19 protein-coding genes are annotated in these 21,096 nt (G+C 73.5%); 10 read left to right on the top strand and 9 right to left on the bottom strand.

What is annotated here, in order from left to right:
* Positions 1–66 precede the first annotated feature (66 nt).
* From ACH4J0_RS06315 to ACH4J0_RS06330, 4 genes are all read left to right on the top strand, one after another.
* Complete coding sequence (locus tag ACH4J0_RS06315) at positions 67–519, top strand: MaoC family dehydratase (protein WP_396236773.1); 453 nt, start codon at positions 67–69, stop codon at positions 517–519.
* A gap of 377 nt (positions 520–896) precedes the next feature.
* A complete protein-coding gene (locus ACH4J0_RS06320; RefSeq protein ID WP_396237465.1) occupies positions 897–2,075 on the top strand; it encodes an MBL fold metallo-hydrolase in 1,179 nt (392 codons plus the stop codon).
* A gap of 142 nt (positions 2,076–2,217) precedes the next feature.
* Positions 2,218–3,129 (top strand): acyl-CoA thioesterase, encoded by a 912-nt coding sequence (locus ACH4J0_RS06325; protein WP_396236775.1) that lies wholly within the window; start codon positions 2,218–2,220, stop codon positions 3,127–3,129.
* A 143-nt stretch (positions 3,130–3,272) separates the two neighbouring features.
* Entirely contained in the window at positions 3,273–3,923 is a 651-nt protein-coding gene (locus ACH4J0_RS06330) for a TetR/AcrR family transcriptional regulator (RefSeq protein ID WP_396236777.1), read from the top strand.
* 93 nt (positions 3,924–4,016) lie between these two features.
* On the opposite strand, the gene ACH4J0_RS06335 is transcribed toward ACH4J0_RS06330, so the two are convergent.
* A complete protein-coding gene (locus ACH4J0_RS06335) occupies positions 4,017–5,147 on the bottom strand; it encodes a sulfite oxidase (protein ID WP_396236779.1) in 1,131 nt (376 codons plus the stop codon).
* Positions 5,148–5,480: 333 nt separating this feature from the next.
* Here ACH4J0_RS06335 and ACH4J0_RS06340 point away from each other — a divergent pair, with 333 nt between their 5' ends.
* From ACH4J0_RS06340 to ACH4J0_RS06355, 4 genes are all read left to right on the top strand, one after another.
* Positions 5,481–6,266, top strand: coding sequence for an alpha/beta fold hydrolase (locus ACH4J0_RS06340; protein WP_396236781.1), 786 nt, complete (start codon positions 5,481–5,483; stop codon positions 6,264–6,266).
* 70 nt (positions 6,267–6,336) lie between these two features.
* Positions 6,337–6,708 (top strand): MerR family transcriptional regulator, encoded by a 372-nt coding sequence (locus ACH4J0_RS06345; protein WP_396236783.1) that lies wholly within the window; start codon positions 6,337–6,339, stop codon positions 6,706–6,708.
* Positions 6,709–7,126: 418 nt separating this feature from the next.
* The gene (locus ACH4J0_RS06350; protein ID WP_396236785.1) at positions 7,127–7,306 is read left to right on the top strand and encodes a hypothetical protein; all 180 of its coding nucleotides are present in this window, start codon (positions 7,127–7,129) and stop codon (positions 7,304–7,306) included.
* A 120-nt stretch (positions 7,307–7,426) separates the two neighbouring features.
* Complete coding sequence (locus tag ACH4J0_RS06355; RefSeq protein ID WP_396236787.1) at positions 7,427–8,800, top strand: FAD-dependent oxidoreductase; 1,374 nt, start codon at positions 7,427–7,429, stop codon at positions 8,798–8,800.
* 175 nt (positions 8,801–8,975) lie between these two features.
* Here ACH4J0_RS06355 and ACH4J0_RS06360 read toward each other — a convergent pair whose 3' ends face one another.
* Positions 8,976–10,703 (bottom strand): DUF2398 family protein, encoded by a 1,728-nt coding sequence (locus tag ACH4J0_RS06360; RefSeq protein ID WP_396236789.1) that lies wholly within the window; start codon positions 10,701–10,703, stop codon positions 8,976–8,978.
* Positions 10,704–10,935: 232 nt separating this feature from the next.
* On the opposite strand from ACH4J0_RS06360, the gene ACH4J0_RS06365 reads away from it, so the two are divergent.
* Positions 10,936–11,643, top strand: coding sequence for a lysoplasmalogenase (locus tag ACH4J0_RS06365; protein ID WP_396236791.1), 708 nt, complete (start codon positions 10,936–10,938; stop codon positions 11,641–11,643).
* Positions 11,644–11,713: 70 nt separating this feature from the next.
* Here ACH4J0_RS06365 and ACH4J0_RS06370 read toward each other — a convergent pair whose 3' ends face one another.
* The 7 genes from ACH4J0_RS06370 to ACH4J0_RS06400 form a co-directional block, all read right to left on the bottom strand.
* On the bottom strand, positions 11,714–12,301 hold the full coding sequence (locus ACH4J0_RS06370) for a hypothetical protein (RefSeq protein ID WP_396236793.1): 588 nt from the start codon (positions 12,299–12,301) through the stop codon (positions 11,714–11,716).
* Between the two features lie 175 nt (positions 12,302–12,476).
* Positions 12,477–13,280, bottom strand: a complete 804-nt coding sequence (locus tag ACH4J0_RS06375; protein WP_396236795.1) for an exodeoxyribonuclease III — start codon at positions 13,278–13,280, stop codon at positions 12,477–12,479.
* Between the two features lie 133 nt (positions 13,281–13,413).
* Positions 13,414–15,207, bottom strand: a complete 1,794-nt coding sequence (ggt, locus tag ACH4J0_RS06380; RefSeq protein WP_396236797.1) for a gamma-glutamyltransferase — start codon at positions 15,205–15,207, stop codon at positions 13,414–13,416.
* Positions 15,208–15,532: 325 nt separating this feature from the next.
* Complete coding sequence (locus tag ACH4J0_RS06385; protein WP_396236799.1) at positions 15,533–16,639, bottom strand: ROK family glucokinase; 1,107 nt, start codon at positions 16,637–16,639, stop codon at positions 15,533–15,535.
* Positions 16,636–17,493, bottom strand: a complete 858-nt coding sequence (locus ACH4J0_RS06390) for an ATP-binding cassette domain-containing protein (protein WP_396236801.1) — start codon at positions 17,491–17,493, stop codon at positions 16,636–16,638. Before ACH4J0_RS06390 ends, ACH4J0_RS06385 begins: the two co-directional genes overlap by 4 nt.
* The gene (locus ACH4J0_RS06395) at positions 17,490–18,530 is read right to left on the bottom strand and encodes an ABC transporter permease (RefSeq protein WP_396236803.1); all 1,041 of its coding nucleotides are present in this window, start codon (positions 18,528–18,530) and stop codon (positions 17,490–17,492) included. Before ACH4J0_RS06395 ends, ACH4J0_RS06390 begins: the two co-directional genes overlap by 4 nt.
* Positions 18,527–19,546: a sugar ABC transporter substrate-binding protein gene (locus ACH4J0_RS06400; protein ID WP_396236805.1), complete on the bottom strand. Its 1,020-nt coding sequence runs from the start codon at positions 19,544–19,546 to the stop codon at positions 18,527–18,529. Before ACH4J0_RS06400 ends, ACH4J0_RS06395 begins: the two co-directional genes overlap by 4 nt.
* A 361-nt stretch (positions 19,547–19,907) precedes the next feature.
* Here ACH4J0_RS06400 and ACH4J0_RS06405 point away from each other — a divergent pair, with 361 nt between their 5' ends.
* On the top strand, positions 19,908–20,993 hold the full coding sequence (locus ACH4J0_RS06405) for an alpha/beta hydrolase (RefSeq protein ID WP_396236807.1): 1,086 nt from the start codon (positions 19,908–19,910) through the stop codon (positions 20,991–20,993).
* Positions 20,994–21,096: the final 103 nt, after the last annotated feature.

Genomic DNA, 21,096 nt, shown 5'->3' on the forward strand with positions numbered 1-21,096 from the left:
TGGGTAGGCATACGCTTCCGGCGTCCTGACCCCTCCCCGGGAACCGTCCCCCTCCAGGAGCGCACCGTGACGACCTTCGCCTCCCTCGCCGAGCTGACCGCCGCCGTCGGCACCGAGCTGGGCACCAGCGAGTGGCACACCATCGACCAGCGGAAGATCGACCTCTTCGCCGAGGCCACCGGGGACCACCAGTGGATCCACGTGGACCCGGAGCGGGCGAAGGAGAGCCAGTTCGGCTCGACCATCGCGCACGGCTACCTGACGCAGTCGATGATCCCGGTGCTCGCCAAGGAGTGCTACGGCGTCGAGGGCGTGCGGATGGCACTGAACTACGGGTCGGACAAGGTGCGCTTCCCCGCCCCGGTGCCGGTGGGCACGGCGATCCGGGCCACCGCCGAGCTGCTCTCGGCCACCGAGGTCCCGGGCGGGGTCCAGGCGGTGGTGCGGTTCACCATCACCAGCGAGCACAGCACCAAGCCGCACTGCGTCGCCGAGGCGATCACCCGCTTCTACGCGTAGCCGCGAGGCGGCGTGGCCGCACGGCCGCGGAACGGGCGCGGAACGGGCGCGGGGCCGGGCAGGGCTCGGGGGGCGGAGGTCGGGCACGCGCGGGCAGGCGTCGGGTACGCCGATTGCACCGTGCCGGGCCCTCCACCGAGTCCGAACGGCCCATGGCGAGTAACGTCCGACGAGATGGTTGTCGTACCCCAGGCCTCATGAGCCCCCGGGATACGCGCCCGGCCTGCCCGGTAGCCGTGACCGTCCCTGGAGGAGCCGTGCCCCGCCCCGCCCCGTGGTTCTCCCGCCTCGCCGGTCTGACTTCGCAGTTCGCCCCACCGCCCGCCGGGAAACCCGCCGTCCCGGTGCGGGCCGTGCCGGAACGGGCCGTCCCCGGCCTGGCCGGGCTCCCCCGCGCCGCCTGGCACCAGGTCCGCACGGACGCCTTCGGAGCCGAGCCCAAGGGCGAACGGCTGGCGCGAATCCGCCGCTCGCCCCAGTTCGTCGACGGCGCCTTCCGCAACCCGGTGCCGACCCGCCGCCTGGTCTACGAGCGGACCCCGCTGGAGATCACCCGCGCCCAGCTGAGCAGCGACAAGACCCGCAGGGCGCCGGCCGCCGCCGTGCCGGTGCACCGGCTGCTCCCGGTGGACCTGGCCGGCCCGCCGGCCTCCGGACTGCGGCTCACCTGGCTCGGACACGCCACCGTGCTCGCCGAGATCGGCGGACGGCGCGTCCTGCTCGACCCGGTCTGGGGCGAGCGATGCTCCCCGTTCGGCTGGACCGGGCCCAGGCGGCTGCACCCGGTGCCGCTTCCGCTGTCCGAACTCGGACCGGTGGACGTGGTGGTGATCTCCCACGACCACTACGACCACCTCGACATGCGGACCGTACGGGCCCTGATCGGCAGCGGTGCGGTGTTCGCCGTACCGCTCGGGGTCGGGGCGCACCTGGAGCACTGGGGCGTGCCGGCCGGGCGGATCGTGGAGCTGGACTGGTGGGAGTCGGTCGAGGTCGCCGGGCTGACCCTGACCGCCACGCCGGCCCGGCACTACTGCAGCCGGGGTCCGCGCACCAGCACGCTGTTCCTCTGGGCGTCCTGGGTGGTGGCGGGCGGCGGGCACCGGATCTTCCACAGCGGGGACACCGGCTACTTCCCCGGCTTCGCGGAGATCGGGCGCCGACTCGGACCGTTCGACGCGACGATGGTGCAGGTCGGCGCGTACAGCGAGTTCTGGCCCGAGGTGCACATGACCCCAGAGGAGGGCGTACGGGCGCACCTGGACCTCGGAGGCAAGCTGATGCTGCCGATCCACTGGTGCACCTTCAACCTCGCGATCCACCCGTGGGAGGAGCCCGCCGAACGCGTGGTCGCCGCTGCCCAGGCGCTCGGCGCCCACCTGGCCGTCCCCCGCCCCGGCAAGCCCTTCGAACCCGCCGACCCGCCGGCCCTGCGGCTGTGGTGGCGCGCCGTCGCGGCCAAGCCTCGCGGCATCGAGCCGCTGGTCGCGGAGCGGGCGGAGGCGCGCGAACAGGTGACGGATGCCAGTGAACAGATTTCAGACTCTGTCATCTGAAATCTGTTCGCTGAATTCTGTCTCCTGTCATCCGTTCGCCACTCGGCCACCGGCGCCCGACATGCAATGAAACACGTTCTACTCGACTCAAGCGTTACCCAGGTCACACCACCGCCCGGTTGGCTTCTGCCACTATGGGCCCGTGACCGACCTGACAGAACAGCAGAGGCCGACCGATCAGGCACCCGACCAGGACAGCCCGTTCGCCGAACTGCTGGAAATCGAGCAGCTGGACGAGAACACGTTCCGGGGCCGCTGCCACGCCGGCGCCCCGATGCGCGCCTTCGGGGGCCACGTCGCCGCCCAGGCCCTCGCCGCCGCCGGACGCACCTGCGCCGGACAGCGCACGGTGCACTCGCTGCACGGCTACTTCATGCTGCCCGGTGACCCGACCCGGCCGATCGACTACCAGGTCGAGCGGCTGCGCGAGGGCTTCACCTACAGCACCCGCCGGGTCCGGGCGGTGCAGGAGCGGAACGAGATCTTCAACCTCACCGCCTCCTTCAAGCTCCCCGAGCCGGCCGCCGGCGACCGCCACCGCGTCATGCCCCCGCTGCCCGCCCCGGAAGCCCTGCCCGACGCCTTCTCCCACTGGGACGAGGAGCTGCGCGCCGCGATCAAGAGCTCCGACGGCTTCCGCGACCTCGAACTGCGCTTCGTGCCGCCGGACGCCCCGGGCACGCCGCCGGCCGTCCCCGGGATGCCCCAGCAGTTCGTCTGGCTGCGCATCGCCACCCCGCTGCCGGACACCGACCCACTGCTGCACGCCTGTGCGCTCACCTACCTGTCCGACCTCACCCTGGCCTCCACCGCCGGGCTGCACGAACAGCCGAACTTCTTCCAGCGCACCGAGCCGCCCCGCCTGCTGATGACCTCGCTGGACCACGCGATGTGGTTCCACCGCCCGTTCCGGTCCGACGAATGGCTGCTGTTCGCCCAGCGCAGCCCGTCCGCCTCGGACGGCCGCGGCCTGTCGCTCGGCGAGTTCTACGACCAGGACGGCCGGCTGGTCGCCTCGGCCGTCCAGGAGGCACTGATCCGCAGGTTGCCGTAGCGCTCCGGCGCTCCGTCAGCCGCCCGGGGAGCCGCCGGACGCCCCGGCGCGCCCCCGGAGCAAGCCCGGTTGCCGCCGGGCGAAAGGAAGGGGGCCGGTCGGCGTCATACTACTGAGCGGCCCCGGCCCGTATCATGGTGCGGGTGACCAAGGTTGACCTGTCACCACGGCCGGTGGAGGCGATGTCTCCGCGTCAGCTCGAACGCCGCGAAAGCCTGATCGCGGCCGCGCTCGCCCTGGTGAACGAGATCGGCGTCGAGCGGCTGCAGATGAAGCAGGTCTGCGAGCGGTCCGGAGTCGCCCTGGGGACGGCGTACCGCTACTTCTCCTCCAAGGACCACCTCCTGGCGGCGGCGATCGCCGAGTGGCACCGCCTGCTGCTGGCGGACCTGGTGGCCGAACTGCGGGGACCGCGGGCCGGGCTGGGGGCCACGGACCGGGCGGTGCGGTTCGTCCGGGGCGGGATGCGGGCCTACCAGCGCCAGCCCGAACTGGCCCGGCTACGGGTGGCCGTCGCCGCCTCCACCGACCCCTTCGCCAGCGAGGCGCTGCAGGGCATGGCCCGGGAGGACAGCGCCGCCCTCCAGGCGGTGACGGCCGAGGTGCCGGCCGCGGCCAGCGAGCTGGTGCGGCACATCGTGGCGCACGCCTGGCAGGGCGAACTGACCGCCTGGGTGACCGGCCGCACCACGCTCGGGGACGCCCGACGGCGCCTGGAGGACGTGGTGCGGCTGGTGCTGAACCCGTACGAAACCCACTACCCGGCCCCGTACGAGGTCCAGTCCACCGGCTGAGCCCGGGCCCGGGGCGGCTCGGACCACCGTCCGAGGAGCACCACCCGGGGACCACCGCCCGGACCACCGCCCCGGGCCACCGCCCGGGGCGGCTCAGACCACCGTCACCGGGTGCGCCACCACCGCGCCGAACAGGTAGCCCTCGCGGTTGAAGGCCTCCCGTTCGGGCTGGGTGGCGCCCCGGCGGTCCGTCGCACGGGCGCGCAGTTCGTAGCGGCCGGGCCTTTCGGGGCGCCAGACGGTGCTCCAGCGCGTCCAGTCACCGGCGCACGGCTCCTCGGCCAGCTCGGCGGTCCGCCAGCTCAGGCCGCCGTCGGTGCTCACCTCCACCTGCCGCACCGGTGCCGTGCCGGACCAGGACCGCCCGTGCAGCCGGTGCTCGCACCCGGCCTCCAGCCGCGCGCCCTCGGCAAGCTCGAAGGCGGACTTGACGACCTGGGTGGTGAGCGCGGCCCCGCCGCCGGGCGGGTGGCCCGGGCCGAACATCCGGTAGAACTCGGTGTCCCAGGGCGAGTGGAGCGGGTGGTCGGCGACCTCGATGCTGCCGACCCACTTGATCGAGGCGATGCCGACCCAGCCGGGCACCACCAGCCGCACCGGCGCGCCGTGGTCCGGGGTCAGCGGCTCCTCGTTCATCTCGTACGCGAGCAGTACGTCGTCCAGCGCCTTGGCGATCGGCAGCGGGCGGCGCACCGGGCCGTAGTTGGTGCCGTCGACGACGTAGTCCGGGTCCAGACCGGTCGGCAGCACGTCGACCGCCGCGTCGGTCAGCCCGGCGGCCCGCAGCACCTCGGCGAGCCGGACGCCCCGCCAGCTCGCCGAGCCGATGCTTCCGAGCGTCCACGGCGTGCCGGGGGTGAGCCGGCCCTGCTGGCGGTGGAAGTAGCTGCGGCCGTTGCCGGCGCACTCGATCAGCGCGTGGATCCCCGTGGCGGGCAGCGCCCGCAGGTCGTCCAGCGCGAACTCGACCGCCCGCTCGGGCGCCGGGGCGCCGCGCAGGCCGCTGCCGAACAGCTTCAGCCGCCAGCCGACCGGGTCGATCAGCGGGGTGCTGGTGTGGTTGCGGACGAAGAACCGTTCCACCGGAACGTGACGGCCGACGGTGGCCTGGCCGTCGGCGTCGCGCAGCGCCTCCCACCTCATCTCGGCGTTGGTGTCGCGCTGGACGAACCACTGGGCAGGCAGTGGCTTGACGATTCCGGGCACGTTGACGCTTCCGGGCACAGGCCTGGCACCTCCTCGGCGACCGCCCGGCCCGGGGCGAACACCGGAGCGGCCAACGCGGGCACGGTGAGCGCCCCGGCGGCGGAGCGCAGCGGCATCCGGACGGCACTGTCCGGATGGCGCTCCACACCCCAGCGTAGGCTCTCCGGCGCGTTCCGTGACCGGGGCGGGTGCCGAGGCCTTCCACTTGACCTTCTCACCGGTGTGAACTCCTAGCGTTCCCGGCGTCGGAACGGGCCCCGCTCGACCAGGCGCCCGCTCGAACCAAGCGGGCCGTTCGACCAAGCGGCCCGCTCGATCAAGCACCGTCCCATCAAGCACCGAGGAGCACCCGTGCCGTCCACGTCCCCCGCCCCCACCCTCGCCCCGCTCGCCCGGATCGTCCAGGGCTCCGGCCCCGGCCTGCTGCTCGCCCACGGCGCCGGGGGCAGCGCCCGGGACAACTGGGGCCCGCTGCTGCCCGACCTCGCCGCGCACCGCACCGTCGTCGCCCCCGACTACCCCGGCTCCGGCGACAGCCCGTACGAGCCGGGCGAGCCCACGCTGGACGAGTACGCCGACCGGCTGGTCGCCGCGGCCGACGAGGAGGGCCTCGACACCTTCGACTTGGCCGGATTCTCACTGGGCGCCGCCGTCGCCGTCCGGATCGCCAACCGCCACCCCGGGCGGGTCCGCTCGCTGCTGCTGATCGCGGGCGTGGCCGGCGGTTCGGCCCGGACGAGCGCCCTGGCCGAACTCATGGTCAGGCTCCGCGACCAGCCCGCCGAGCTCGCCGACGTGATGCTCACCGTCGTGCTCGGCCACAGCTGGGTGGACGCGTTGCCCGCCGACCAGCTCGCGGCGCTGCGCGAGGGGCTCAAGTCCCCGCTGCCGACCGGCTTCCCACAGCAGTTCCGGCTCGCCGCCCGGGCCGACGTCCGCGCCGAGCTGGCCTCGACAGCCGTGCCCACGCTGGTCGTCAGCACCGTCGAGGACATGCTCGTCCAGCCGTCCCAGCACCGCCTGCTGGCCGATGGCATCCCCGGCGCCCGTTTCGTCGAACTCCCCTGCGGACACCTGCCGATGGTCGAGGCGCTGCCCCAACTGCGGGAGGTGGTTCTGGAGTTCGTGAAGAACTGAACCAGGGATCCGGCGCGGGGAGACCGGCGCGGCCGGGAACACCCCGGCGGCGGCCCGCGTTGGCCCGATCATGCGCATCGGAGAACTCGCCCGCCTGACCGGGGTGTCCGCCCGTCTGCTCCGCTACTACGAGGAGCAGGGCCTGCTCCGGCCCGCCCGCACCACGTCCGGCTACCGCCAGTACGGCGAGGAGGACACCGTACGGGTGTGGCAGATCCGCAGCCTGCTCGCGGCCGGCCTGCCGACCCGGATCATCGCCGAGATCCTGCCCTGTGCCACCGGCCCGGTGCCCGCCCTGACGGCCTGCCCGAACCTGCTCGCCACCCTGCGCGGCGAACTCGCCGACCTGGACGCCCGGATCGACGACCTCACCCGCAGCCGCCGGGTGCTCTCCCACTACCTGGCGACCGCGCACGCGCCGAGCGAGGAGCAGGCGGCCTGACCGGCCGGAGCGGGCGCGCCGAGCCTGGCCGGCCCTGGCACGGACAACCCTGGCACGGACAACCCTGGCACGGACGGGCGTGACAAGGACGGGCGTGGCATGGCCGGGCCTTGCAGCGACGAACCTGGCCGCGCTGCCCTTCGTCGTCGTGATGCTGCTGCCGTGCGTGTCCGTGGCGAAGGAGCTCCGCGAGGCCCGGCCGCCGGCCCCTTTCGCTTCCAACCCGCCCACGGTCTGCGGGACACCGTACGGGTCGCCGTGGGCGAGCCGCTCGCCGAGCGTGGACGGACCCGCTGACCAGCACATACGCCCCATCCGTGGGCCGGGTGGGGCGTATGCGGCCAACCGACGCCCAACCCCCCTCCGGACTTCACCCGCGCGTACCGACCGTTCACACCGTCCTGGAACCCTCCCTGTCATGAACGCCAGCCTTCAGGCGCCCTACCAGGAACCGCGCTTCCCGCTCCCCCGGCGCCACCGTCGCCTCCTCGCCTGCACCGCCGTCCTCGCCTCCATCGCCCTGGGCACCCTCGGTGTCGGCGCCACCCTGGAGACCGTCCGGCACGGTGCGCTCGCCGCCACCACCGCGAGCAAGTAGCCGCCGCCCTTCCGGTGGCGGACCAGCGGCCGGTACCGGCGCCGGAAACCGGGAGCCGGTTGCGGACCGAAGATCATCCAGCGCTAGGATCGCCTCGCAACACGACGCGAAGGGGATGCAGTGGCGCGGGTTGCGATCATCGGTGGCGGTATCAGCGGGCTGGGGACAGCGCTCATGCTCGGCCGACGAGGCCACACGGTCACGCTGTTCGAACAGGACACCCGGCAGGCCGCAGAGGACCTGGACCAGGACTTCTACCAGTGGAACCGGCCCCGGGTCCCGCAGGCCAACCAGCCCCACTCGTTCCTCGCCCCCGTCCGCACCGTGCTGCGCACCGAGGCCCCCGACGTCCACGCGGACCTGCTGGCCCGCGGAGCCCGGGAGTACCACGACTTCGACTGGTTCGACCAGCACCCCCCGCACCGGGCCGGCGACGAGGAACTGGTGACGCTGCGCACCCGCCGCATCGTGCTGGAAGCCGCCCTCACCGCGGCCGTACGGCGCGAACCCACCGTCGAGGTGCGGCGGGGCTCCCGGGTGAGCGGCCTCACCGTCGAGGACGGCGCCCCGCCCCGGGTCACCGGCGTGCGGACGGACACGGGCACCCACCCGGCGGACCTCGTGGTCGACACGGCCGGGCGCCGCTCGCCGGTCCCCGCCTGGCTGGTCGCGGCCGGCTGCCGCCCGCCCGCGGTCGACAGCCACCGCACCGGGATCACCTACGTGTGTCGCTGGTACCGCCTGCGCGCCGACGGCCCGCGCGACCCCGGCCGGGTGAAGACCGGCTCGGCCGCCGGGTTCGCGCTCGCCGGCGTCTTCCCTTCCGACAACGACACGTTCGCGCTGAGCATGGTGCTCTCCACCCGCGATCCGACCCGCGGCGCCCTCACCGACCCCGCCGTGTTCGAGGCCATATCCCGGCACTTCCCCGCCTGCGCCGCCTGGCTCGACCTCGACCCCGAACCCCGGTCGCCCGTCCTGGCGATGGCCGGCCTGGACAACCGCTGGACCTCCCTCACCGACGACGCAGGCCCCGTCGTCACCGGTCTGGTCAACGCCGGGGACAGCCTCGTCCACACCAACCCCACCCTCGGCCACGGCGTCGCCCTCGGGCTGCGCGCCGCCCAGTACCTCGCCGGCCACGCCGACCAGGTCGCCGCGGACCCCACCGGCTACCACGCCTGGACCGCCGACGCCCTCCGCCCCTGGTTCGACGCCCAGGTCACCGCGGACCGCGCCAACGAGCGACGCCTCACCGACAGTTCAGCCCTGCCCGACCGCCGGGCCGCCGCCCTCGCCGCCTGCGCCTTCGACGACCCGGTCGTCATGCGGGCCCGCGCCCACGTACGCCACCTCGTACAGACCCCCGACGTCGCCTACGCCACCGAGGAAGTCGACCAGGCCGTCACCAGCTGGCTCGCCGCCCACCCAGACTTCACCCCCCAGCACGACGGCCCCACCCGCGCCCGGTGGGACGCCCTGATCCCTGCGTGACCCCACCCGGCTCGACCCCGCGCCGAGCGTGCCGGCTCTTCCGTCCCGGGAGAACCTCCTGCCCCTGAACCACCCCGGATCGAAGGGACGTTGGCAGCCGAAGTGCGCCGGCCACCGCCCGGGAGCAGCAACCGCGCGGGGGCGCGGAGCCCGACATCAGCGGCCCGGCGGTTCGCTACGTGCGCAGGCCCTCGCGGGCCGGGGGCGGGACGGTGGGACGGGAGTGGCGGCCGCTGCCGGGGGTTGGGTGGAGGTCGGGGGCCGGCGCGTAGCGGGCAGCTGGGGGGCGGAGGAGCCAGGTGGTGCGGGGGGTGGGGGCGATCAGGCCGAGACGGTGGAGGAGGTCGAGGGCGTCGCGGCGCAGGGCGGTGCGGTCGGCGAGGTAACGGGCGGGGAGGTCGTGGTCGTCGGCGATGTCGCCGAGGATGCCGTCTATCAGCGCGTCGGGGACCGGGACGTCGCCGCCGGTGACCTCGCCGGGCAGCGGGCGGACCTCCTCGACCAGGCGTTCGACCAACAGGAGGGCGGCCTTGGCCAGGGTGCCCGTACCAGGCAGGGCGAGGTCGGTGAGTTCGGCGGCCGGGTCGAGCAGGGCGACGCCCTCGGCGCGCAGTTCGGCCTCCAGCCCCAGGAACTCGGCGAGCGCGGCCGGGCCGCTGAGCCGGTGCTCGCGCAGCCACTCGCACTGGTCCTCGGGGAGGTCGGCGGCGAGCACGGCGGGCGTCTCGGCGAGGAGGCGGCGCACGGCGGTGGCGGGCTCGGCCTCGGCGGCACGGCGGATGAGGTCGGCGGCGTCGTCGGCGAGCGCGGGCGGCCCGGCCGGGACGGCGCGGGCGAGTTCACGGTCGACGGTCAGCACGAAGGCGGTGTCGTCCGGGTCGGCCGGCAGTTCGCCCAGTACCTGCCAGTCGGCCAGCGCGGCCAGCGCCATGTCGACGGCCGCCGGGCCCGCCGCGTCGGCCGCGAGGTCGGGCGCGGCCACTCGCATCGCCTGGAGCAGCTGCCCGTACGGGAGTTGCTCGGGGGCGTCGACGAGCAGGGCGAGGGCGAGCGCGAGCCCGGCGTAGCCGGCCGGGGTGAACGGGGCGCCGGTGGCGGGGTGTTCGAGACGGCGGGCGGCGCCGGGGCCGAGGCCGGCCTTGCAGAGCCGGGCGTGCCAGGGGCCGACGACGAGCCGGTAGCCCAGCAGGGTGTCGAAGCGTTCGGTGAGCCAGTCGCGGTGACGGCGGATCAGCGGGAAGCCGTCGGCGTGCGGGCCGGAGGCGGTGACCAGCGGGTGGGCGAGCAGCAGCCGGGCGGCGATCCGGCGCTCGGCGCCCGGGAGTTCCTCACCGGACCGATCCTGCACGTCACAGGGCGCTTCCGGGAGCGCACGGCTGCGCTCCGGCCTGCGGTGCCTGCCGGGCCGACCCTGCTTGGCGCCTGACCGGACGACGGGCAGCGCGGCCGCGTCGCGTCGGGCGCGGCGCGGGCCGCCGTCGCTCCGGGCCTCGCGGGCGCGCGGGACGGCGGTGGCATGGGCGGTCGGGCCGTGCCACCAGCTGACCACGGGGTCGGCGGGTGCGGCGGCGGTGCCGAGGTGGCGGGCGGGGTAGAGGCCGAAGGAGGCGGTGCACAGGTCGTCCGCGGTGCCGGGGGCGGCGGCGGCGAACCAGTGGGCGAGCCGCAGCAGTCCCGGGTCGGGCGAGAGCTCCTCAGCGGGGGTCTGCGAGTCGTCAGCCCCGCTCCCGGCCACGACATCGGCATCGGCATCGGCATCGGCATCGGCGGGGCCGGACCCGCATTCGGCTCCGCGTACGGCGAGGACGGCGTCGGCGGTTCCCCGTCCTGCCCCGCCCGTGCGCCCGTCCGGCCTGCCGGCGACCACCCGGGTGGCACCGACCGCGTACTCCTGCTGCTCCATGTCGGGGTCAAGACTAGACGGTGACCGGGTCACCCGGTGGCAGCAACCGTCCTCCTGAGGAAGTCTCCGCAGAAGCCGTCGAATCGGCCGCCCGTGCTCCGGTCTGCCGGCCGGGCCGTCACCGGCCGCTCCCCGCCCGGGTTACGCACCGGTAACCCGGTCTTCCCCCGCCTCGTCGGCTCCCGTAGGGTCGTGGGTCTCCCCAGCCGAGCGACTCGGAGGCACCAGCCGCATGAGCATCCGTACGACCACCCGCCCCGCCGGCATCGGCGGCCGCCTGCGTTCGGCCACCGGCCTGCTCGGCGGCTTCGCGGCCACCTCGGCGGCGCACCTGGGTTCGATCCTGTCCGGGGCCTCGGTGCTGCAGAACGCCACCAAGCCGGCCCTGATGCCGCTGCTGGCCGCGCACAGCGTGTCGGCGGCGGGCGCCGCCGGGCGCGAGGCGCCGAAGCTGCTGGCCCCGGCGCTGCTGGCGAGTGCGGGCGGGGACGTGCTGCTGCAGTTGAAGGACGACACCGCGTTCCTGGCCGGGATGGGCTCGTTCGCGGCGGCGCACGTCTGCTACGTCACGATGTTCGTCCAGCGCGGGGCGTTCACCGACCGCCGGCGCGCACTGGTGGTCGCGGCCGCGTACGCGGCGGCCTGGGTGGGCCTGGTCGGGCAGCTCTGGCCGGACCTCGGGGAGCTGAAGGTCCCGGTGGCCGGCTACAGCCTGCTGCTCACCTCGACGGCCGTCACCTCGGCCGGGCTGGGCTGGCGGACCGGGCTGGGCGGGGCGCTGTTCCTGCTGTCCGACACGTTGATCGCCACCCAGCTGGCGAAGTGGCGCGAGCTGCCGGGGCATCAGTTCTGGATCATGGCGACGTACGTGCTGGCCCAGTACCTGCTGGCCAGCGGCATCCTGCAGCACGAGGAGCGGCAGGAGCGGGCGGCCGTCTGACGCGTCGAGGCGCCGCCGGTCCCCTCAGGGTCCGGCGGCGCGGTGCGCGGGTGCGAAGGGCGTGGGGCCGTCAGGCACTGCGCCTCCGGAGCAGCCAGAAGCCGCCGAGGCCGCCCGCGACCAGGGCCAGCCCTCCGGCCAGCTCCGCGGGGTCCCCGGCGACCGAGCCGCCGAGGCCGGTCCCCACCGCGCCGTGCGGGGCGATCTGCTGGCTGCCGGCGCCGGACTGGCCGAGCGAGCCGGCCCACTCCCCGGCCGCCTTGCCCCAGTCGCCGAGGCCCTTGTCGGAGCCGGCGGCGGCGACCGTGGTGACGCTGACGCTGGTGGAGAAGGCGCCGCCGTCCGGGCAGGTGCCGTCGACCTTGCTGTTCCCGTTGTGCTGGGAGGCCAGCCGGGCGGAGCCGGTGTGCTTGCCGTCGGCTCCCAGGGTGAGGGTCGCGGGGCCGCCCTCGAAGGCGGCGGAGTGGGCGGTGATGGTCTTGGCGTCGGGCTTGTCCGACTTCTCGCAGGAGACCGTGACCGTCACGGTCTGGCCCGGTGCGGCCTGGGACGGGCTGACCGAGGCCGCACCGTCCCTGGCGGCCGCGAGGGGGGCCGTCAGACCGGTCAGCACCGTCGCGCCGATCAGGGCGGCGGCGGCCGTACGCATGGGGCGCATGCCGGAACCTCCGGGATTCTCGGGCGCAGCCGGGGACTCCCATGTCCACGTGGTGTTTCAACTGCACCCGGTCACTCACCGACGGTAGGCAGGGCCTCCGGGGCCGGCCACCGCTCAGGACCGTTCGAGCGACGACCCGTCACGCCGTGTGACCTCGGAAGGAACCCCGGAGGCCTCAGAGGTCCAGGTCCACCACGACCGGGGCGTGGTCCGAGGTGCCCTTGCCCTTGCGGGCCTCGCGGTCCACGTAGCTGTCGGTGACGGCGTCGACGAAGGGCTTGTTGGCGAAGGTGAGGTCGATCCGCATGCCCCGGTTCTTCGGGAAGGCCAGCTGGCGGTAGTCCCAGTAGGTGTAGGGGCGGTCGTACTTCAGCGGGCGCGGCACCACGTCGTGCAGGCCGGTCTCGCCGAGGGCCGCCAGTGCGGCGCGCTCGACCGGGGTCACGTGGGTGAGGCCCTCGAAGGCGGCGACGTCGAAGACGTCCTCGTCGGTGGGGGCGATGTTGAAGTCGCCGAGGACGGCGAAGGGGCGCGGGCCTGCCGCGTCCTCGGCGGCGGCCTTGCGCAGCGCCTCCAGCCACTCCAGCTTGTAGCGGTAGTGGGCGTGGTCGACCTCGCGGCCGTTGGGCACGTAGACCGACCAGACCCGGACCGGGCCGCAGGTGGCGGCGATGGCGCGGGGCTCGACGTCGGGCAGCAGGGCGCCGTCGGCCAGGTAGCCGGGCTGGCCGGGCAGGTCGCGCACGACGTCGTCCAGGCCGAGCCGGGAGACGACGGCGACGCCGTTCCACCGGCCGGTGCCGTGCGCGGCCGTCTCGTAGCCGAGCTCGCGGACCTGCTCGTACGGGAAGGCGTCGGCCGCACACTTGAGCTCCTGGAGGCAGAGCACGTCGGGCTTGGCGCTCTCCAGCCACTCCAGGAGCTTGGGCAGCCGCGCGGTGACGGAGTTGATGTTCCAGGTGGCGATGCGGACGGTCACGGCGGGCGGCCTTCCCGGTGGTTCGGTCGGTGCGGACGGGGGTGGGCCAGCCCCGGAGGGAGGCCCACCCCGAACATACCGCCCGGCACCGACAACCCGGCCCGACCGGCCTCCGGGCGGACATGCGTGCGGATCAGCGCGCGCCCGCGGGCCGGACCACGGCGGCCGAGCCGCCGCCGCGCCGCACCGGTTCGGCGGCGGCCACCCAGCGGCCGTCCGGCAGCCGTTCCACGCCGGTGGCGGCGCCGATCTCGCCGCCGTCGGCGAAGCGGTGCCCCAGGCCCTCCAGCCCGGCCCGTTCGGGCAGTGCCAGGAAGCCCGGCTCGGCCTGGGTGACGGCGGTGTTGCGCTGGCTGGCGCGCGGCGCGGCGATGGCCTGCTCCAGGCTCAGCCCCCGGTCGAGGCGCCCGAACAGCACTTGGAGTGTGGTGGTGACGATGGTCGCGCCGCCGGGGCTGCCCGTGGCCAGCAGCGGTTCGCCGTCGCGCAGCACGATGGTCGGGGACATCGAGGAGCGCGGCCGCTTGCCCGGGCCGGGCAGGTTCGGGTCGGGGACGCCGGCGGTGAGCGGGGCGAAGTCGAAGTCGGTCAGCTCGTTGTTGAGCAGGAAGCCCCGGCCGGGGACGGTGATGCCGCTGCCGCCGGTCTGCTCGATGGTGAGGGTGTACGAGACGATGTTGCCCCAGCGGTCCGCCACCGTGAGGTGGGTGGTGTTGGGGCCCTCGTACGGCTCGGCGACGGCCTGACCGGTGTCCGCGCAGTCGGCCGGGTGGCGCGGGTCGCCGGGGGCGAGCGGGCTGGTGAGGGCGTGGTCGGGGCTGATCAGGCAGGCCCGGGAGGCGGCGTAGCGCTCGGAGAGCAGTTGCTTGGTGGGGACGTCGCTGAAGGCCGGGTCGCCGACCCAGCGGTTGCGGTCGGCGAAGGCGATCCGCGAGGCCTCCAGGAAGTGGTGGTAGTACTGCGTGCTGCTGTAGTCCGAGAGGTCGCCGTCCTCCAGGATGTGCAGCGCCTCGCCGACGGTGGTGCCGCCGGAGCTGGAGGGGGCGATCGAGTAGACGTCGTAGTCGCGGTAGGCGACGTGGGTGGGCGCCTGGCGGCGGACCTGGTAGGCGGCCAGGTCGGCGGTGTCGACCTTCCCGGGGCGGGCCTTGCGGCCGGAGGCCGGGTCGACCGGCGGGTGCTGCAGGGTGTTGACGATGTCCTGGGCCAACTCACCCTGGTAGAAGGCCTTCACGCCGTCCTTGGCGAGCAGCTTGTACGTCGCGGCGAGGTCGGGGTTGCGCAGGACGGAACCGACCTCCGGGGGCTTGCCGTTCGGCAGGTAGATCTTGGCGGTGGCCGGGAAGTCCTTGAACCGGTCGTAGTTGTCGGCGGTCTGACCGCGGAAGGTGCCGTCGACGACGAAGCCGTTCTCGGCGATGCGCTCGGCGGGTTCCAGGGTCTGCGCGAGCGAGCGGGTGCCCCACTGGCGCAGTGCGGAGTCCCAGGTGGCGGGGGTGCCGGGGACTCCGACGGACAGGCCGCTGGTGACGGCGTCGGCGAAGGCGAGCGGCTTGCCGTCCTCCAGGAACAGCCCGCTGTCGGCGGTGTGGCCGGCCACCTCCCGGCCGTCGATGGTGTGCACCCGCCCGGTGGCGTGGTCGTAGTAGACGAAGTACCCGCCGCCCCCGATCCCGGACGAGTACGGCTCGGTCACCCCGAGCGCCGCCGCGACGGCCACCGCCGCGTCCACCGCGTTGCCGCCCTTGCGCAGCACCTCGATCCCGGCGGCGGTGGCGTCGGCGTCCACGGATGCCACCGCCCCGCCCCACCCCACCGCCTCCGGCACCTTCGGCGGCGGCGCCGTTGCCCCGGCGGGCCCGGTGGTGGCCCAGACCAGTGCGGTGGCGAGCAGCAGTGATGGCGCGAGACGGGTCAGAGCCCTCATCCGAGTCCTCCTGAGTCGACGTCAACTCACCAGTTGTTCCACAGGAGTGGTAATCCGACAACCACATCGGCCTACTACTCATGGGTAGTTGACGGACGATGGATCCGGGCACCGTGGAAGCGTCGATGGAGCGGCAGGCTCGGGAGGAGGCCGGCTCGGGAGGGGGCGGGGTTGGCAGAGGGCAGTCGGGAGAGGTCGGCTCCGGACAGCGCCGGCTCGGACGGCTGACAGATTTCAGCGAACAGATGACGTCACCTGTTCGCTGAAATCTGTCATCTGAAAGTTGTCAGCGGTCAGCTGTCCCCCGCCGCCCTGCCGCCAGCCCCTACAGCGCGCTGCGCTCCACTCGCCGCCTCTTGATGGTGCGGAACCGCCGCGCCACCTGGCGGGCCAGGTCGGCGGCGCCGACCAGGCCGGCCTCGTTGCCGAGGGCCGCGTGGACGATGCTGGCCTCGGGCCGGAAGCCGCGGCCGGTCAGGGTGCGCCGGAAGGTGTCCCGGGCCGGGCCGAGGAGCAGGTCCCCGGCCTCGGAGACTCCGCCGCCGATGACGAAGCGGCCCGGGTCGAGTCCGGCGGCGAGGTTGGCGATGCCGACGCCGAGCCAGGTGCCGACCTCGTAGAGCAGCTCGATGGCGGTCGGGTCGCCGTCCTGGGCGGCCTCGGTGACCAGCGGGCCGGTGATGCCCTCGACCGTCCCCCCCGCGCGGGCGAGCAGCGGCTGCACCACCGGCGACTCCTCGGCGACCAGTTCGCGGGCGTCCCGCACCAGCGCGTTGCCGGAGGAGTACTGCTCCCAGCAGCCGCGGTTGCCGCACGGGCAGCGGTGCCCGCCGGGCACCACCTGCATGTGCCCGAACTCGCCCGCCAGGCCGTACTTGCCGCGGTCGACGTAGCCGTCCCGGACGACCGCGCCACCGATGCCGGTGCCCAGGGTGAGCATCACCATGTGGTCCTCGCCGCGTCCGGCGCCGAATCGCCACTCGGCCCAGGCGGCGGCGTTGGCGTCGTTCTCCACGATCACCGGGAAGCGCAGCCGCTCGCTGAGCGCCTGCTGCAGCGGCTCGTTGCGCCAGTTCAGGTGCGGGGCGAAGAGCACCCGGGAGCGGTCGGCGTCGACCCAGCCGGCCGCGCCGATGCCGACCGCGTGGACGTCATGCCGGTCGGCGAGCTGGAGCACCAGCTCGACGATGACGTCCTCGACGACCTTGGCGCTCTTGCTCTTGTGCGGGGTGTCGGTGCGCAGCTTCTCCAGCACCTTGCCCTCGCCGTCGACGACCCCCGCGACCACCTTGGTGCCGCCGATGTCGACGCCGATGGTGGGAAGCCGCAGTATCCCCGCGGGCAGGGCCCGGCGGCGGCGCTCGGCGCGCGGGCCGAGGCCGAGCAGGGTGGGCAGGACGGCCGGCCGGGTGGTGCCTTGGGGGCTGGTCACGGCTGCGGACGCTCCTCACGGGTCTCGCGGGTCTCACGGGGATCGAAGGCACCGGCGACGGACGGCCGGGCCAGCTCGTGCGAGAGCTCGGCGAGGTCGGAGCCGCCGGCCATCTCGGTGGTGAGCTGTTCCAGGCTGATCTCGGCACGCGGGTGGCTGCCGGCCATCCGCCCCCGCTTGAGCAGGGTGAAGTGGTCGCCGACGAGGTAGGCGTGGTGCGGGTTGTGGGTGATCAGTACGACCCCGAGTCCGGCGTCGCGGGCCGCGGTGACGTACTTGAGCACCACCCCGGACTGCTTGACGCCGAGCGCCGCGGTCGGCTCGTCCAGGATCAGCACCTTGGCGCCGAAGTGCACGGCGCGGGCGATCGCCACGCACTGGCGCTGCCCGCCGGAGAGGGTGCCGATCGGCCGGTCGACGTCGTGGAGGTCGATGCCCATCTTCGCGAGCGCCTCCCGGGTGGTGGCGCGCATGCCGTCGGCGTCCAGCCGCAGGCCGCCCCAGCGGCGCATGCCCCGTTCGGAGCCGAGGAAGAAGTTGCGCCAGACCGGCATCAGCGGGACGACGGCGAGGTCCTGGTAGACGGTGGCGATGCCGAGGTCCAGGGCCTGGCGCGGGGAGTCGAGCCGGACCTCCTCGCCGCCGACGGTGTAGGTGCCCTCGTCGTGCCGGTGCAGCCCTGCGATGATCTTGATCAGCGTGGACTTGCCGGCGCCGTTGTCGCCGAGCACGCAGCTGATCTCGCCGGCCCGCAGGGTCAACGAGACGTCCTGGAGGGCCCGGACCGTCCCGTACGTCTTGCCGACGCCGACCAGGGAGAGGAGTTCGCCACCCGGGGAGAGTTCGGCGGTCATCGCGGCCCCCGTTCCGCCCGGCGCTTGACGTAGGCGTTGAGCAGCGCGGCCAGCAGCAGCATCGCGCCGAGGAAGAACTTGAACCAGTCCGGGTTCCACTGGGCGTAGATGATCCCCTTGCTGGCCATGCCGAAGATCAGCGCGCCGAGCGCGGAGCCGACCACCGAGCCGTAGCCGCCGGTGATCAGGCAGCCGCCGATGACGGCCGCGACGATGTAGATCAGCTCGTTGCCGACGCCCTCGCCGGACTGCACGGTGTCGAAGGAGAACAGGAGGTGCTGCCCGAGCACCCAGGCGCCGAACCCGACGCCCAGGTAGAGCACGGTCTTGGTCCGGGCGACCGGGACGCCGACCGCCCGGGCGGCCGCCGCGTCGCCGCCGACGGCGAAGATCCAGTTGCCGAAGCGGGTGCGCAGCAGCACCCAGCTGCCGACCACGAGCAGGCCGAGCCACCACCAGACGGTGGCCTTGATCGCCAGGCCGCCGACGTTCACCTCGGAGGCGAACAGCAGACGGCAGGTCTCGAAGCCCTGCATGTCCGCGATCGACTTGGTGGACACCGTCCCGGAGACCGCCTTGGTGACGCCGAGGTTGGCGCCGGTCAGCATCAGGAAGGTGCCCAGGGTGACGATGAAGCTGGGCAGCTTGGTGCGGCCGAGCATCCAGCCGTTGAACCAGCCGACCGCCAGCGTGGTCGCCAGCGAGACCAGGACGCCGACCCAGGTGACGGCGGTGAACTGGTACGAGACCATCGAGGAGGTCAGCGCGGCGGTGGTGACCAGCACGCCGGCCGACAGGTCGAACTCGCCCCCGATCATCAGCAGCGAGACCGGCACGGCCATGATCCCGATGGTCGAGGCCGCGTAGAGGACGGTGCCCAGCGAGGAGACCCGCAGGAAGGGCTCGGCCACGGCGGCGAAGACGGCGAACACCGCGGCGGCGGCGATCAGCGAGCCGAGCTCCGGGCGGGCGAGCAGCCGCCGTAGGGCCGCCGGGCGGTCCTGGGCGAGCAGGTCGGGGGCGGTCGAGGCGCTCACCTGGTCCCCCTCGCGACGTACTCGGCGAGCGCGTCGGCGTCGTCCTTGGTCAGGATCTGCGGGCCGGTGGCGACGGGCTTGCCGCCGCCGAGCATGTCCAGGTTGGACTTGTACAGCCACAGCAGGTCGACGCCCTCGTAGCCCTGGAGGTAGGGCTGCTGGTCGACGGCGAAGCCGACGCTGCCGGACTTCAGCCCGGCCACCACCTGCGGTCCCAGGTCGAAGGTGTCCAACTCGACGCTGCGGTGCGCGTCCTGGACGGCCTGCAACCCGGTGGCGGCCATCGGGCCGGAGAGGGTGAGCACGGTGTCGATGGAGGGGTCGGCCTGGAGCTTGGCGGAGATCGCCGCCCGGGCGTCGGGCATGTCGACGCCGTTCACGTAGAGCACCTGGAAGCCGCCGCCGGCCTTGGACTGGGCGCCCGAGCAGCGCTCCTCCTGGCCGACGTTGCCCTGCTCGTGGATCACGCAGAGCACGTTCTTGCGGCCTCGGGAGGCCAGCTCCGCTCCGGCCGCCTGACCGGCCGAGGACTCGTCCTGACCGATGTGGGTCAGTGCCCCGAACTTCGCGGAGAACTCCTGACCGGAATTGATCGTGATCACGGGGATGCCGGCCGCCTTGGCCTTGCCGAGGACGTCGGCCATCGCGTCGCCCTTGGCGAGGGTGACCAGCAGGCCGTCGACCTTCTGGTCGATGGCGGCCTGGACGAGCTGGACCTGGTTCTGGGTCTGCGCGTCGTTGGAGTACAGGAAGGTGATGTTGTCCTTGGCGGCGGCCTGCTCGGCGCCCTTGCGCACGCTGTCCCAGAAGGCGTCCCCGGCGCCGGCGTGGGTCACCATGGCGACCTTCCAGCGTGGGGTGGTGACGGCGCTGCCACCGGCGGCCGCGGCCTTGGCGCGGGCCTCCTCGGCGCGTCTGCCTCCGGTACTGCTGCAGCCGGCCGCGGTGACCGCGAGGGCCAGGACGGCGCACACGGGCCAGAAGCGGCGGGACGGGCGAAAGCGGGTTGTGCTCATCCCCATAGTCTCTCTGGCCCGGCTGCGCGGGATCGCACCGCCTCGCCCGGCGGCGCGAGCGGGCCGGGAGGTAAGGTGCCCCGGGGGACCTTCCTGGAAGTTCGCTGAACATCTGGTCCGGAGCACCGCCGTCCGGGTGACAGACTAGGCGCCGACCCGAAGCGGGAACAGCTCGGAAACGTGATGTTCCTCTCAGGTTCCGCACAGATTCGGACGGCAACCGATCTTCGGTTCTCAGCCGTCTGATGCCATTGACGTGCGTTCGGGCGACTGGGGCCCGGGCGGCGAGCGACCCGGATACGAGAACTTGATGGAACTGACAGGTACGCCATTTTTCCTCCTCACCGTCATCCTTGTGCCGGTGTCCATCACAGTGGCGCTGCTGTTCTGGGGGAAGGTGCGCGGCCCCCAGCCGGTGCGCACCCTCTCCCGGATCGTCATGATCATGTTCTGCCAGGTCACGGCCGTACTGATGGTCTTCGTGATGGTGAACAACGCGAACCTGATCTACGGCAACTGGGACGACCTGCTCGGCACCGGTGACCACGTCCGCGCGGTGCCCTCGGTGCCGCCGGCGGACCCGGCGGGCAACGCCCAGAACGGCCAGTCCGGCGACGCCGCCAAGCAGCCTCCGAAGGTGCTGCAGAAGTTCGGCGGCGTGAACGACCCGGCGGTGCCCGGCGACGTCCAGAAGACCGAGCTCAAGGGCCAGGTGTCCGGCGTCGACGGCGAGGTGCTGGTCTGGCTGCCGCCGCAGTACAACGACCCGGCGTTCAAGGACAAGAAGTTCCCGGTGGTCGAGCTGGTCCCGGGCTACCCGGGCTCCTCCTCCACCTGGTACGGCACCCTCAAGGTCTCCGAGCAGCTCAAGCCGCTGATGCAGCAGGGCAAGGTCGCGCCGTTCATCCTGGTCTCGCCGCGCACCCTGCTGCTGGGCAGCCACCAGGACGCGGGCTGCACCGACATCCCCGGCAAGATCAACGCGGACGCCTGGATCACCCGCGACGTCCCGCAGATGGTGATGGACAACTTCCGCGCCGACCCGTCCGCGGACCGCTGGGCGATCGCCGGCTACTCGGCCGGCGCCCACTGCGCGGCCAAGCTGTCGCTGGCCCACCCGAACCGCTACCGGGCCGGCATCGCGATGTCCGGCTACAACGACCCCGCGGTCGAGCCGGACTCGCTGGTCGGCAAGGACGCGAAGCTGCGCGAGGCCAACAACCCGGTCAACATCCTCAAGTCCGCCCAGCAGCCACCGAAGGTCGCCCTGTTGGTCAGCGGCGCCAAGGGCGACGGCTACGAGGACGGCCAGGCGCTCGCCGCCGTGGCCAAGGAGCCGACCAAGGTCCAGGTCGAGGAGAGCACCGGTCCGCACACCACCGACATGTGGAAGAGGATGGTCCCGAGCGCCTTCGAGTGGCTGACCGGGGTCATCCCGGTGCAGTGACCGATGTGACCACGGCCGAGGGCCCGCCGCGAGCGTTCGCGGCGGGCCCTCGGCCGTTTCCGGCTCTGTCGGCATCTTCCCAGGAACGGACCGGACACGCTCA

Source organism: Kitasatospora sp. NPDC017646 (assembly GCF_044329365.1).
GTDB lineage: Bacteria > Actinomycetota > Actinomycetes > Streptomycetales > Streptomycetaceae > Kitasatospora.